Below are 14,074 nucleotides of genomic sequence, written 5' to 3' on the forward strand. Positions count from 1 at the left end.
AACTTTGATTTCTAATTATACCTCTTCCGTTGATAGAGTGAGCTTCAAAGAGGGGAGATTCTTATGACACTAACAGTTTGGTTATCACTTTTTACCGTGTGTTTATTAGGGGCTATGTCACCAGGTCCCAGCTTAGCTATTGTCGCTAAGCACTCGTTGGCTGGTGGACGTATCAATGGATTAGCTACGGCTTGGGCTCATGCGTTTGGCATTGGTATATATGCGTTTATTACCTTGATTGGGCTCGCTGTTGTTTTGCAGCAAAGCCCGATGCTGTTCAAGACGATTAGCCTTGTGGGTGCGGCATATCTTGCGTATTTAGGGTTTAATGCTTTGCGTTCAAAAGGTGGTGTGGCTGCGAAGTTGGAGTCAGGTGAGGAAACAACGGTAATCCAGTCTGCGCGAGAAGGCTTTTTTATCTCGATTTTAAGTCCCAAAATTGCTTTGTTTTTTATCGCATTATTCAGTCAGTTTGTCGCGCTCGGTAATGATTTGAGTAATCAGATGATCATTGTTGCCACGCCGTTTGTTGTGGATGGGCTTTGGTACACCTTTATTACCCTAGTGCTATCGAGCTCTAAAGTCGTTGACAGAATTCGCTCTAAGGCAGTGTTGATTGATCGTTTGTCAGGAGTAGTACTCATGCTGCTGGCTCTTAGAGTGGTCGTAACGGTATAGACAAGCTCGCAAGACAGAAATACTAAAAGCAGCCCGTGTGGCTGCTTTTTTGTCTACTCTCAGTAACCCTTACACAATTTACGTAATTCTGACGCTAAACGTTGCTAAAATTAATATTATCAATAGTGTTACTTTGGTTCATATTCTCATTTGCTGTGAAAGCTACTTTCCAACGCATTGTTATAATGAGAACGATAGCCACTTAACGTTAATACTAACAGTGTCGCATATTAAGTCGAGAGTGCTTTATTGGATAAAAACGGACTTTCCTCTTACTTACCCTATGAAAGGGGTAGAGACTTCATGACCGTTTAGAAGGTGAGAGCAATATGCAAAGAATAGTAGATTTAGCTCCAGTAGTAATTTTGACCAGTGTTTGCAGCGTTGCTTGGATATTCTTTTCAACAAAGAGCATTTGGGTGTTTTTTGAACTGTTTGTATTTACGATGCTTGGCTTTGGCCTTTTGTACGGGTTACTACAAAAGGCTGATCCTAAACACTTTGACTTTGTTTTAAATCACATCGATGAAATTAAGAAGGAAGGCAAAGATGCTTGCCTAAGCGGCGCTCCGAAAGAATCCAACCCATACTCTGGTGTCGATGGTGATTTATGGGAGGCTGGTTACACAGCCTCCTACAACAAAAAGATAAAGCAATAAACCGCTAGGTGCTTATTCAATATTGTGCTTTTCAAAAAAGCACCCTGCCATTTTAAGGACAGGGTGAAAGCAAGAAGTTTCTCAGGAGCGGTCGGGGGAGAGAAACTCATCTAAATCTTATTTACTTACCGGCGAACCTCTTCAAATTCACCTTCAATCGCATCTGCTTTACCTGTATTAAACTCATACTCTTCGTGCATTTCTCTCTGCATTTTCTTGACGCGCTTTTCAATACGTTTACCGGTAATTAATGCTGCGATGGTCAACGGAATCGCAATGATCAAGCTAAATACTAACGTAAAAAAACCGGTAATCAGTGCTAGTGCAGTTACAATAATCCGATTCATAATCATGACCTCTCTGTAATTTATGTGCTCAGATTAATGCTGTGAACATGAACAAAACATGAATGCTGACGTTCACTTTGTCCGGAGAGTGTCAAATGAATGAAACGAAAAAACGCCTGAGGGTGATCAGGCGTATAAACGGGGAAAAATATTAGTAATGCGCATGGCGCTTATTATTTAGAACAAATATGAGATATTGTCCGCTACGCTATGTGGTTAACGTTGTGGAGCAAAGTTCACCTATCGAGGGAATGTTTGGTAACGAACACCCATCATTTGTTCCATACAGTGCACAACTTGGCAGCTGTAACCGAATTCGTTGTCGTACCAGATGTAAAGTACACAACGCTTGTCTTGTGCGATAGTCGCTTGACCATCTACGACGCCTGCATGACGAGAACCAACTAAGTCAGTTGATACAATTTCTGTTGAATCGGTGTAGTCAATCTGTGCCGAAAGCTCAGAGTTCAACGCCATTTCACGCAAGTAATCGTTCAGTGAATCACGGTCTACGTCTTCACCTAAGTTTAGATTAGCGACTGCCATAGAAACGTTTGGTGTCGGTACGCGAATCGCGTTGCCTGTTAGCTTGCCTGCAAGCTCTGGCAATGCTTTAGCAACTGCTTTTGCCGCACCTGTTGAAGTCAGAACCATGTTTAGTGAAGCACTACGTCCGCGACGGTCACCAGAGTGGAAGTTGTCGATCAAATTTTGGTCGTTTGTGTATGAGTGCACGGTTTCAATATGGCCAGAAAGAACACCATATTTATCGTTCAGAGCCTTAAGGACTGGCGTGATTGCATTTGTTGTACAGCTTGCCGCAGAGATGATGGTGTCATCTTCTTTAATTACCGACTCATTTACACCGAATACAACGTTTTTGATGTCACCTTTACCTGGTGCTGTTAGCAGTACTTTCTCTGCGCCTTGACACGCTAAGTGTTGGCTCAGGCCTTCAGAATCACGCCAAACACCTGTGTTATCAACAACTAGCGCGTTATTGATACCGAAAGCTGAGTAATCCACTTCGCTTGGGTTATTTGCGTAGATGATTTGGATGTAGTTGCCGTTAACGATCAGTGCTTTACGCTCTTCATCGATAACAATGCTACCGTTGAACTGACCGTGAACTGAGTCACGACGCAGCAAGCTAGCACGCTTCTCCAAATCGCCTTTTTTACCGCCACGAACCACAATCGCACGTAGTCTTAGTGGGTAACCTGGACCACTTTTCTCAATGAGAAGGCGAGTAAGTAGTCGACCAATGCGACCGAACCCGTAAAGAACCACATCACGCGCTTTCAATGAAGAATCTGCGTCGCGAGCACCATCAAGTGCAGTGATAAGGAAATCGTTTAGAGAGCTTGTATCGTCATGTTCATTCCAGTACATAGTTGCCAATTGGCCAACATCGACACGGCATGAAGAAATGCTCATTTCACAAAGCGCTTGAATAATAGGCATCGTGTGCTCAAGCGAAAGTGGGTTACCGGTATAACGTCTTGCAACGCGATGAGTTTTGAGAATGTCTATAGTAGTAGCATTAATAAGCGTTTTACCAAACAGAACCACTTCGATTCCTTTTTGACGATATAGCTTACCAATTAGAGGGGAAATAGATTCAGCAATCGTTTGGCTAGTTTGCCAGTCTTGGAGATATTTCTCTGGACTCATTGTTGTATTAGACCTTTCACGTTTTGGGGGCTAACCATACTCTCTGCTGTTGCCTCTTCGGCAGCGTGCAAGAGTGTGGTGGGTTATGTAATCGGGTTGTAATAGTTATGTGTGCGGATTCTAAGGTCGGAGTCCTTATTCTGCTAGGAAAATTAAATCCAGTGTAAAACACTACTTAAGGGGACGTTAGTGGTGGATTAATGTGACTAAAGCAGTGGTTTTCACGTATTGACATTTAGAAAGTAACTTACTTTTTTTGCGATGATAACGTTTGCTTTCAAATTAGTTTTGTTGACAAAAATGGATATTTTGCATTTTTGTGTGATTTAACTCGATAAGGCAACTCAATAGGTAAACATACAATAGATGATTTCCTGAAAAGTGATGCGACTCTTAGTTGTGAGTGAAACTTTATTGTTTGCATCCAACTTTAAGATCAAAAAATATGACTTGAATCACAATTGCCACTTCATTAGCCGATGATAAAACACTCACAATAACCATAATCTAGGTAGGTGAATGTTGTTTGAAAGTAACAATGTCGTATATGCCTTTCAATGCAAGAAACTAGTCTAATATTAAATAAACGGATGAAATCAACCATTAGGCTGATGGATGTTGAGATTATCAATAAAAACACGCTTAGCACTCCTCGCACTATTACCCGCTGTGGTAATAGTGGTGTTTGCAGTTCAGCAGTTTTCTGATAATGCGTTGCGCGTGAGCCGTCTCAATCAAACGGTTAGCAATATTCAAGGTTTCCAATTTATATCCAAGGCCTCCCACTTTATTTACTCCATAGAGAAAGTACGCCGACAGCCTGATCTTCAAGTCTCTGCAGCCATTAATATTGAAGAACAAGGTGAAGTTATTTCTTCTTTGCATCAAAAGTTTGTGAGTAACCCTAATACTGCTGAGTATGCTGATGAACTGAAAGAAGCCATGCTGGGGGTATTGTCAGGTAGATTGAGTGAGATGGACGACCTGGGTGATTGGGCATTTCAACAGCTCCAAAATATGTCGCGCTCTTTGCTGCAAAATCATCAATGGTATGGCAGTGACGATGGCATTCGCATGCAAAATTTTATTGCCTACCTTGCTCAGCTCTCTTTTTGGACACAGAAAGAAGCTTGGCTGACGAACCGTTTAGTCCAAGACCCTAAGAGTCGGCTAAGTCAAAGTATGTTTTATCAGGCGATTGACAGACAGCAGCAAAATTTGGATGCGTTTTTAAACTTAGGTGGGTCATACGAGCAAGTGGATAAATTGCTTGGCTTGTTTACTTCGCCGAGATATCAGAGAAACTTGGCGTCTCGCGGACAATTAATGTCAGGAGACATGTCACAAAGTGACTACGCCGCGTATTTAAAAGAACTCGATTTTCGTGTGCAGCGCTTACAAGTGCTCATTGATGGGTTCACCAAACAAACTGAGCAGTCGCTTCTCACGCAGGTTCATGAACAAAAGGCCAATATAGCGATGATCAGTTTTGGCGTCGCCTTAGTGGTTATCCTGCTTTGTTGGCTCGGATTTAGTACTTGGTTCCGAGTTAACAGCAAACTCGATGCGATCATTCATACTTTAAACGCGTTGATCAACTCCGAAGAGAAGCAAACAAAAGTCAAAGTTGATGGAAGTGATGAACTGACCATTTTTGCTCAGCAAGTGAATCGAGTGGTTGAAGAAATGCAGAGACAAACTGAAGAAATACTGCATGCAAAAGAGTCAGCAGTGTCGGCTAATCGTGCAAAATCTGTGTTTCTTGCCAACATGTCACATGAAATACGCACGCCCCTTAACGGGATCATGGGCATGACAGAAATACTCTCTCAAAGTGAGTTGTCTTCGCATCAACAAGAAGTTGTTGATGACATTGACTCATCATCTCAAACGCTGCTTACTTTACTTAACGATATATTGGATCTCTCTAAAATCGAGTCTGGACGATTGGAGCTGTCACTAGTAGAAGCGGATATCCGAGAAGTCGTGTATCAGTCGATGATTTTATTCCAATCCAAAGCAACATCTAAACAGCTAAAGTTAGGTATTAATTTAGCTGAAAATATCCCCATTCGCGTGATGGTCGATGATCATCGTGTCAAACAGGTAGTTACGAATCTGGTATCGAATGCGGTTAAGTTTACCGAAAGTGGGCATGTATGCGTTGATGTTAGTTATGAAGAGTTACCTGAGAAAGAACGTGGAGTGCTGACGTTTAAAGTAGAAGATACCGGAATAGGCATTGATCAAGATAAGTTAACCACGATTTTTGAACCCTTTACTCAGGAAGATGAAGGAGTGTCGAGGCAATTTGGCGGCACAGGGTTGGGTTTGGCAATTTGTTGTCAGCTTGTGTCGATGATGGGGGGCAAGCTCGTAGCAACATCTACAAAAGGAGTGGGCACATGCTTTGAATTCTCGATTGAGGTTGAAGCAATTCCGGTGTTTGGCTGGCGTTCTGAGGTGATTAATAAAGGGCTTTTGATCTGCTCAAATTACGACTACGCCGACCAAGTATTAAAAGAGTGTCGCTTAGCGAAAATCAATCTCTTTGGTGTTAATAATGTGAATGAAGTGCAAGCGATAAATGATGACTTTGATGTCATATTTCTGTGCCACAGTAACGACGCTAATACCGATGAAATCTTGGATAATCTATCATTTAATTACGATCTTCGCCGTGTGATTATTTGCCAGCATCATTTATCCACTCCCTACGAAAATGCAGAAAAAGTACATGCCGTACTCACATTACCTTTCCTTGGCAATCGATTTAAGCATGTCATTGATGATTTAGCTAAGGTTGAAAAGACTATATCAAGTGACAATGTCACCAATAATGTTGTCAGCTCTGAATATCGAGCGTCGCGCTCTCATCGGAGGATCTTAATTGCGGAGGATAATTTGATGAACCAGAAAATAGCGAGTTTTTTTCTGGATAAAGCAGGTTATGACTATTTGATAACAAGCAACGGCCAAGAAGCGTTAGAAGCCATCACAAAGGGAGAAGAATTCGATGCAATTTTAATGGACTGCATGATGCCCGTGATGGATGGACTGACCGCGACGAAAGAAATTCGTCGTTGGGAAAAGAAAGCAGGACGTGAAAAAACAATGATTATCGCACTCACTGCGAGTGTTTTGGAAGAAGACATCCACAACTGTTTTGCGGCAGGCATGGATGCTTATTTACCTAAGCCGTATAAATCGAACCAGTTATTTGAGCTCTTTAGTGAATTAAAACTCGCCTAGCTAACATTTCAACTTAGACAAGGCGTCAAAACGATAAAGCCCCACTTCAGGGGCTTAGTTCTGATTATTCATTGTTGTGCGTTGGCTTGAGCGCCTGCGAGTTTGCGTATGGTTTGGCGATAGGTTAGGTATGCGGAAACACCAGCTAACAGGTTGCCGATACAAGCGCCTAAGAGTAAACCTCGGATTCCATCCATTTGAGCGCCAACCCACAAGCACGGTAGGAAAAAGACAAACAAGCGCAGCGCTGAAATAGTGAGCGCGGTGTAAGATTTGCCTAATGCATTACAAAGAGAAACCATTAGCATACAAACCCCTAATGAACCCAAACTGATCGGCACTATCAGTAAATGCATTTCCAAGACTTGCTCCACTTGCACATCACTTGTCATCAATAATGCGAGTGGGTTTGCGACGGCAAATGTAATGGCTGCAATCAAAAGTTGGAAACCTAGAATGAATTTTACGGCAATACTGACGAGCCTTTGGATATCTTCATAGTTCTTTGCCCCAAGTAAGCGTCCAACCATTGGAGGCATAGACATTGTCAGCGCCAAGACCGAAACGATAGCAAAGAACTCATAGCGTGAACCAAGCGCCCAAGCGGCGACTGCTGCGGTTCCAAAGCTTGCCAATAATTTTGTTGCTAGCATGGAAGACAACGGTGGCAGCAGTTGGCTAATCATCGCAGGGCCCATAATGTTACCGATAGATGCAACACTTTTGGCTACGTTAAGATCTTGCCATTGTGTCGTTGCCCAGTGATTCTTTTTCACGCGAGGAGCGACGACTAAAATACCAAACCCAAAAGCGACGATGGTTGCTATTGCCGCTCCGTTAATACCCAAGTCAAACGTGAAAATAAATAGCGGATCGAGCACAAGGTTCACGCCGCTGGTTATCATCATCATTGTGCCAGGTAACATTGTATTGCCATTAGCTCGGCAGATACTGTAGTAAAAATACAAAACTGCACCAGTCCATGAGCTTAATAACCACCAAGGCCAGTAACTGTCGATTATCGGCATAACAGATTCTGGAGCGCTTAATAGAGCTAAAATGGGGTAGCGCAAAAGCCAAATTAGCCCGCCAAAAATAGCGACACCAATTGAGCCGATCATCAATACCAATCCGCCAAGTTGTTTGGCATACCGACTTTCATTCGCCCCAAGAGCTTTAGAAATGACCGCTGTCGTTGCGATCCCTAGACCGACTTGAATACCGATAATGACCATTTGCAAAGGCAGAGTGAAACCTTGAGCGGCTAACGGTAAAACGCCGAGCTGACCGATAAACGCACTATCCACAAGCTGAAAGCTCATTAAAGACAGAACGCCAAATAGCATTGGCCAGGTCATCGTAAATAATTGTTTTGCAAGCGTTGGTTGTGTACTTGTCGTAGTTGAAGACATAGAAAGCTGAATGCGTTAGGAATAAGAGTTAGATTGATTGTACACGGCGGTTAGTTTAGAGACAAAAATAAACCCCGAGGAAGATATTCTTGCTCGGGGTTCGAAAATCTAGCTTACGCGTTTATTTTTTGCCGCTAGTTTGCTTGTCTTCTTCAGTCAGCTCACGAATGCGACGGCTGATGTCACGACGTGCTTTAGAGATCTCAGCGCTTTTAATGATGTGGTCATCAACACGATCTTCATAGTCTGCTTTCATATTTTTGATGATTGCGACGATTTCATCGTGAGTCATTTCTGGTTTGATGTAGTCTAGAAGGTTTTCTAGAAGATCAACACGTTTACGGTTATCACGAACTTTCTTCTCGTTATCAAGAAGCTCACGTTTTAGTTTGTTTTTACGACGAGCTTGGTTAACGATTTCAAATACGCTACTCATAGTTCTCTTTCCTAATTTTATGAATATCTTCCTCGATTAAAGCACAACATCCAGTGGCATAACAGTCTTTAGATCAATAGCAATGCAGAGTTGAACATTTCTCAACCAATTGCGTTGTGTCCATATAATCGTGCTGCTTTCTTCGAGTTTTGGCCAACATTGTAGAATCCATCGATTCATTGTCATAACGTGGCCTTCACTATATTATCAACACCATTGAATGCAAAATGATGAACTTGATATGGACTCTGGTAACACTGCGGAGCAAGTAAATAGTCAAGATAATGAGCAAGTCACTCGCTCTGTGGCTGAAAAGTTAAAAACGGCGTATATCAACGCTCGCGAGCAACTCGAAATCATCGAAGTTGAGCTTAATCGTTCAAAAATAATGATGGTCGACCAAGATGGCAATTTGACGAGAGTGCCGATTCTCTCGGAGCATTGATACCTGACCCTATTCGTAAGGGGTGTCAGGTCTTACGCTATGCTTTAGCCTGACACCAACACCTGAACCGCTAACGCTTCTTGCACTGCTGTGTGAATTTATGGCGTATGATTTCGAAGCGATTTAGGTACAAAGTCAAATGCAAAAATAATAAGGAAATGCATTATGAAAGTTGAGCTAACGGCAATTGAAGCACGAGTTATTGGTTGCTTGATCGAAAAAGAAGTCACTACCCCAGATCTTTACCCCCTCAGCCTGAACGCATTAACCAACGCGTGTAATCAAAAAAGCAACCGTGATCCCGTGATGTCACTCTCTGAGTCAGACGTACTCGATGCCGTTGATGCTCTTATTGAGCGCAGGCTCGTCAGTGACGAAAGTGCGTTCAACAGCCGCGTCAGCAAGTATCAACACCGTTTCTGTAATACGGAATTTGGTGATTTAAAGCTGACAGAGCAGGAGAAGGGCATTGTATGCTGTATGCTTTTGCGCGGTGCTCAAACACCTGGGGAAATTCGTACTCGTACTAATCGTCTCGCGACATTTCATGATGTAAAAGAAGTGGAAACGGTCCTTGAGCATTTAGCAAGCGAAGAGAAAGGACCATTAGTGGTCAAATTACCACGTGAGGCTGGTAAGCGGGAGTCGCGTTATATGCATTTGTTCTGTGGTGATGTTGATGCGTCCGAACTTGCAGCGCCTGTGTCTGCTGCAAGCTCGAGCTCCGATCGAGTAAGTCAGCTAGAGCTCGAAGTCGCTCAGCTGAAAGAAGAGCTGGATGAATTAAAAGCTAAGGTTGAGTCACTGCTTTCATGATGGAAAATACAACGCAGCGTTGGAGTGTCTACCTGATACGAAATAACCGCAACGCGTTGTATTGTGGTGTTACCAATGATGTTGAACGAAGATTCAATCAGCACCAAACCGGAAAAGGAGCGAAAGCTTTGAAGGGAAAAGGCCCTTTGGTATTGGAATGGTCATCGGATTTTGACTCAAAGACGCTTGCCATGCGAGCAGAGTACTATATTAAGCAACTAACTAAAGCGAAAAAAGAGCTGCTCGTTATGTCAAAAGCAAATATTGTCGTCGACGAACATCAACAAATGATGTTAGAGATAGTGGCACTCTGATAAGCCCTTGCTACGCAAAGATACACGGAAACCGCCTATGTCACATTGGCGGTTTCTTTTTGTTTTTGGAGTACCATGTAGGAATAAACTGACGCATAATGGGCTGGTGTTCTGTTTAAAGGTCCCGAGTATGAAAAGCGCGAAATGTCTCTACGTCATCGAGACAAAGGAAGCGACTCAATGTACTTTATTTGCATCCACTCAGACCAAGAACCAATTTACTATTGAAACAGACACTAAGAGGAAGGTAGATTACAAGAGTATAGGATGACTCGGCTAGGTAATGAATAGAGCTGAATTAGGCTCATAAAAAAGCTAAAAGAGCAGTAGATGAAAAAAGCGTTAGTATTCTCCCTGATTTCAATGGCCGCTTTTACGCCGAATGTGCAGGCCACCCAAGTTCTTAATGGGTATTGGGCATATCAAGAATTTTTAGACCAGTTTCCACAACAGAAGCAGCTAACTAGTGCGTTGGCTGAAGTGGTAAGAGAAACCCCTGTACCCGTAGCAAAAGACAAAAAGCGTCCACTGAAAATTTCTGTTGTTTATCCAGGGCAGCAGATCTCTGATTATTGGATTCGAAACATCGATGCGTTTGAAAAACGCCTAGATAAGCTTGATATCGACTATCAACTAAATCAAGTGTTTACTCGTCCTAATGCAGATATAAAGCAGCAAAGTTTGTCTTTAATGGAGGCGCTGAAAAGCAACTCCGATTACTTGATCTTTACTCTAGATACCACAAGACATCGTAAGTTTGTTGAGCATGTCTTAGATTCAAAGAAAACCAAGTTAATTTTACAAAATATCACCACACCTGTTAGGGATTGGGAACATCATCAGCCGTTTCTTTATGTTGGTTTCGACCACGCAGAAGGAAGTCGTGAATTGGCCGTTGAGTTTGGCAAGCGTTTCCCTAAACATAGCCACTATAGTGTTCTCTACTTCTCAGAGGGCTACATTAGTGACATCAGAGGCAACACTTTTATCAACCAAGTGAACCGCGATAATCAATTTGAACTACAATCTGCTTACTACACCAAAGCAACAAAGCAATCTGGGTATGAAGCTGCAAAAGCCAGTTTGGAGAAGTATCCGGACGTTGACTTCATTTACGCGTGTTCTACCGATGTAGCATTAGGTGCTGTTGACGCTCTTAAAGAGTTAGGTCGTGATGATGTCATGATCAATGGTTGGGGCGGCGGTTCAGCAGAGTTAGAGGCGCTTTCTAAAGGGGAGTTAGACGTTACCGTTATGCGTATGAACGATGATACAGGTATTGCAATGGCTGAGGCCATTAAGTGGGATTTAGAAGGAAAGCCAGTTCCCACCGTTTACTCTGGTGATTTTGAAGTCGTTACCAAATCGGACTCTCCAGAAAGAATTGAAGCATTAAGAAAACGTGCATTTAGATACTCAGATAATTGATGACAACTACATCAAAAACAAGAAAGCGTCGCTCACTGTCGACGCTTATTACCAAAATAATTATTCTCGTACTTGCTCCGATCATTCTAGGCATCTTTGTTCAGAGTTATTACTTCTCGAAGCAGATTATTTGGCAGGAAGTCGACCGAACCAAGCAGCAGACCTCTGCCCTGATCCTGAACATTTTTGATAGCCATTTTGCAGCGATTCAGATTCATCACAACAGCAATTCGAAAAGTGATGTTGTATTGGATTTTTATACAGAACGTGATGAAGAGGCACTCAATTACTTTTTCATGAGTATTGACCAGAGTGATCCTTCCCATACACCAGAGTTTCGTTTCCTAACCGATCATCAAGGTATTATTTGGGACGATGGCAACGCGCATTTCTATGGCATCAACAATCTGATACTTAGCCGACTTGCCAGTCAGGTGACCTTTAGCAACAACTGGTATTATCTACCCTCACAGACCCCGATGGGAACTCGCCATCTGTTACTTCGTCGCGTACCCGTTTTACAACCTAAAACCGGTGAAGTGATGGGGTACTCTTACAATGTTGTTGTTTTAGATAATAACTTTGGGTTGATGGAAAGGTTAAAAAATGAAGGCAACGTCGACAATGTTGTGTTGGTCGCTAACAACACACCATTGGCAAGCTCATTAGTAGGAGATGAGGCTTATCAAATATTTGACGTACTCAAACGACGAGAGTCCCAGCACAAGCTTGACCAATTATTGATCATCAAAACCCCTATTGAGGTAAATGCCGCCGAGACTGACTTGTGCTTGCTTACTGTGCAAGACAATCAGAGCGTGGTGACATTGCAAATCCAACACCTGCTAGCAATGCTAGCCTCAGTTATCGGTATGGTCATGATTGCGCTAATGACTAAAGAATGGATCGAGAATCGAGTAGTTGAAGAGTTAGGATCCCTGATGGCATATACCCGCTCGGCTCGTGAAGAAAAAGGATTTGAGCGTTTTGAGGGGTCAGATATTGAGGAATTCGATCATATTGGTTCGACACTAGAAAACACTTTTGAAGAGCTTGAAGCACAAAAGCGCTCTTTCCGCGACCTGTTTAACTTTGCGTTATCTCCTATTATGGTGTGGTCTGAATCGGGTGTGCTTGTCCAAATCAATCCGGCAGCACGCAAAGAGTTAGTCATGGAAAACGATATTGAAACCATGCACCCAGTGTTCAAAGGTTTCAAAGAAAAGTTGATGCCACACCTTCGCATGGCGGCTCAGGGAGCTACGTTGACAGGCGTTAATGTGCCAATTGGAGACAAAGTATATCGCTGGAACTTATCGCCGATTCGAGTTGATGGAGATATTAGCGGTATTATTGTTCAAGGTCAGGATATAACCACGCTAATTGAGGCGGAAAAACAGAGTAACTTGGCGCGCAAAGAAGCAGAGAAATCTGCTCAAGCCCGTGCCGACTTTCTGGCTAAAATGAGCCATGAGATCCGAACGCCAATCAATGGAATTTTAGGGGTTGCTCAATTGCTAAAAGACTCTGTGGAAACAGAAGAGCAGAATAACCAAATTGACGTACTTCGACATAGTGGTGAGCACTTACTTGCTGTTTTGAATGATATTTTGGACTTTTCGAAGATTGAGCAGGGTAAGTTTAATATCCAAAAGCACCCGTTTTCTTTCACTGATACAATTCGAACGTTAGAAAACATTTATCGTCCTATTTGTGAAAGTAAAGGCGTCAACCTTGTCATTGAAAACAAAATAGATCCCAATGTTGAAATCTTTACTGACCAAGTTCGTCTGAACCAAATTTTATTCAACCTAGTCAGTAACTCAGTAAAGTTTACGCCCTCGGGTAGCGTGCGCTTGCATGCGGAACTTGAGCAGTTCTATGGCGCTGACAATAGTGTACTGGTCGTGGAAATTACGGATACAGGTATCGGCATCGAGTCTGACAAACTCGACCAAATGTTCGAACCTTTTGTTCAAGAAGAAGCAACAACGACTCGAGAATACGGTGGCAGTGGCTTAGGGCTGACCATTGTGAAGAGCCTTGTCGACATGCTGGAAGGTGATGTTCAAGTCCGCAGTCAGAAAGGCTTAGGAACGACTTTTGTCATTACAATGCCAGTGAAAGATCGTGAGCGAGTACTCACCCCTCTTGATTCGAGTTTGCGAGTTAAGCCAGGTGAACTATTTGCAGAGAGTCTCAAAGTGCTGTTGGTAGAGGATAATCATACTAACGCATTCATTCTAAAAGCGTTTTGTAACAAGTACAAAATGCAGGTTGATTGGGCGAAAGATGGGTTAGAAGCAATGGAATTCTTAAAAGATCATACTTACGATTTGATACTGATGGACAACCAACTTCCGCATCTTGGTGGAATTGAAACGACCAAAGAGATCCGACAAAAGCTAAAACTAGGCACGCCAATTTATGCGTGTACTGCTGACACCGCGAAAGAAACCAGTGACGCCTTTATGGAATCGGGTGCGAATTACGTGCTTCTCAAGCCGATTAAAGAAAATGCGCTCCATGAAGCATTTGTGGATTTTAAGCAGCGGTTCTTAGTCGAGCGAACATGAATCATTGGCTCACTACGAGATAACCCAATTATTCATT

The 14,074-nt window shown here is 42.7% G+C and carries 12 protein-coding genes; 8 read left to right on the forward strand and 4 right to left on the reverse strand.

All coding sequences use genetic code 11. The features are described from left to right. Positions 1 to 63: 63 nt before the first annotated feature. Positions 64 to 678 carry a LysE family translocator gene (locus R7Q48_RS01480; RefSeq protein WP_005373611.1) on the forward strand — a complete coding sequence of 205 codons (615 nt, stop codon included), beginning with the start codon at positions 64 to 66 and terminating at the stop codon, positions 676 to 678. A gap of 329 nt (positions 679 to 1,007) precedes the next feature. Then, entirely contained in the window at positions 1,008 to 1,337 is a 330-nt protein-coding gene (locus R7Q48_RS01485) for a hypothetical protein (RefSeq protein ID WP_005373609.1), read from the forward strand. Between the two features lie 125 nt (positions 1,338 to 1,462). Here the strand turns inward: R7Q48_RS01485 and R7Q48_RS01490 are convergent, their stop codons facing one another. Together R7Q48_RS01490 and R7Q48_RS01495 are read right to left on the reverse strand one after the other, a co-directional pair. After that, positions 1,463 to 1,684: a hypothetical protein gene (locus R7Q48_RS01490; protein ID WP_005373607.1), complete on the reverse strand. Its 222-nt coding sequence runs from the start codon at positions 1,682 to 1,684 to the stop codon at positions 1,463 to 1,465. Between the two features lie 240 nt (positions 1,685 to 1,924). After that, a complete protein-coding gene (locus R7Q48_RS01495; protein WP_005373606.1) occupies positions 1,925 to 3,358 on the reverse strand; it encodes a glyceraldehyde-3-phosphate dehydrogenase in 1,434 nt (477 codons plus the stop codon). A 615-nt stretch (positions 3,359 to 3,973) separates the two neighbouring features. On the opposite strand from R7Q48_RS01495, the gene R7Q48_RS01500 reads away from it, so the two are divergent. Beyond that, the gene (locus tag R7Q48_RS01500) at positions 3,974 to 6,610 is read left to right on the forward strand and encodes an ATP-binding protein (RefSeq protein WP_170896919.1); all 2,637 of its coding nucleotides are present in this window, start codon (positions 3,974 to 3,976) and stop codon (positions 6,608 to 6,610) included. Positions 6,611 to 6,678: 68 nt separating this feature from the next. Here R7Q48_RS01500 and R7Q48_RS01505 read toward each other — a convergent pair whose 3' ends face one another. Both R7Q48_RS01505 and R7Q48_RS01510 read right to left on the reverse strand, forming a co-directional pair. Next, a complete protein-coding gene (locus R7Q48_RS01505) occupies positions 6,679 to 8,022 on the reverse strand; it encodes an MATE family efflux transporter (protein WP_025767935.1) in 1,344 nt (447 codons plus the stop codon). Positions 8,023 to 8,143: 121 nt separating this feature from the next. Further along, positions 8,144 to 8,458, reverse strand: a complete 315-nt coding sequence (locus tag R7Q48_RS01510) for a DUF496 family protein (RefSeq protein WP_005373603.1) — start codon at positions 8,456 to 8,458, stop codon at positions 8,144 to 8,146. A gap of 220 nt (positions 8,459 to 8,678) precedes the next feature. On the opposite strand from R7Q48_RS01510, the gene R7Q48_RS01515 reads away from it, so the two are divergent. The 5 genes from R7Q48_RS01515 (at position 8,679) to luxQ (ending at position 14,037) form a co-directional block, all read left to right on the forward strand. After that, entirely contained in the window at positions 8,679 to 8,903 is a 225-nt protein-coding gene (locus R7Q48_RS01515) for a hypothetical protein (RefSeq protein ID WP_005385630.1), read from the forward strand. Between the two features lie 165 nt (positions 8,904 to 9,068). After that, complete coding sequence (locus R7Q48_RS01520) at positions 9,069 to 9,719, forward strand: YceH family protein (RefSeq protein WP_005373594.1); 651 nt, start codon at positions 9,069 to 9,071, stop codon at positions 9,717 to 9,719. Beyond that, on the forward strand, positions 9,716 to 10,033 hold the full coding sequence (locus R7Q48_RS01525; protein ID WP_005373593.1) for a GIY-YIG nuclease family protein: 318 nt from the start codon (positions 9,716 to 9,718) through the stop codon (positions 10,031 to 10,033). Before R7Q48_RS01520 ends, R7Q48_RS01525 begins: the two co-directional genes overlap by 4 nt. Positions 10,034 to 10,363: 330 nt before the next feature. Continuing rightward, a complete protein-coding gene (locus tag R7Q48_RS01530; protein WP_104980502.1) occupies positions 10,364 to 11,461 on the forward strand; it encodes an autoinducer 2-binding periplasmic protein LuxP in 1,098 nt (365 codons plus the stop codon). Further along, entirely contained in the window at positions 11,461 to 14,037 is a 2,577-nt protein-coding gene (luxQ, locus tag R7Q48_RS01535; RefSeq protein ID WP_169644399.1) for a quorum-sensing autoinducer 2 sensor kinase/phosphatase LuxQ, read from the forward strand. The genes R7Q48_RS01530 and luxQ overlap by 1 nt, the downstream gene beginning before the upstream one ends. Positions 14,038 to 14,074 lie beyond the last annotated feature (37 nt).

It is taken from the genome of Vibrio sp. 378 (assembly GCF_033339435.1).

Coding starts and splice junctions, on each gene's coding strand:
- R7Q48_RS01480 (WP_005373611.1), top strand. CDS start 64: ATGACACTAACAGTTTGGTTATCACTTTTTACCGTGTGTTTATTAGGG.
- R7Q48_RS01485 (WP_005373609.1), top strand. CDS start 1,008: ATGCAAAGAATAGTAGATTTAGCTCCAGTAGTAATTTTGACCAGTGTT.
- R7Q48_RS01490 (WP_005373607.1), bottom strand. CDS start 1,684: ATGAATCGGATTATTGTAACTGCACTAGCACTGATTACCGGTTTTTTT.
- R7Q48_RS01495 (WP_005373606.1), bottom strand. CDS start 3,358: ATGAGTCCAGAGAAATATCTCCAAGACTGGCAAACTAGCCAAACGATT.
- R7Q48_RS01500 (WP_170896919.1), top strand. CDS start 3,974: ATGTTGAGATTATCAATAAAAACACGCTTAGCACTCCTCGCACTATTA.
- R7Q48_RS01505 (WP_025767935.1), bottom strand. CDS start 8,022: ATGTCTTCAACTACGACAAGTACACAACCAACGCTTGCAAAACAATTA.
- R7Q48_RS01510 (WP_005373603.1), bottom strand. CDS start 8,458: ATGAGTAGCGTATTTGAAATCGTTAACCAAGCTCGTCGTAAAAACAAA.
- R7Q48_RS01515 (WP_005385630.1), top strand. CDS start 8,679: ATGCAAAATGATGAACTTGATATGGACTCTGGTAACACTGCGGAGCAA.
- R7Q48_RS01520 (WP_005373594.1), top strand. CDS start 9,069: ATGAAAGTTGAGCTAACGGCAATTGAAGCACGAGTTATTGGTTGCTTG.
- R7Q48_RS01525 (WP_005373593.1), top strand. CDS start 9,716: ATGATGGAAAATACAACGCAGCGTTGGAGTGTCTACCTGATACGAAAT.
- R7Q48_RS01530 (WP_104980502.1), top strand. CDS start 10,364: ATGAAAAAAGCGTTAGTATTCTCCCTGATTTCAATGGCCGCTTTTACG.
- luxQ (WP_169644399.1), top strand. CDS start 11,461: ATGACAACTACATCAAAAACAAGAAAGCGTCGCTCACTGTCGACGCTT.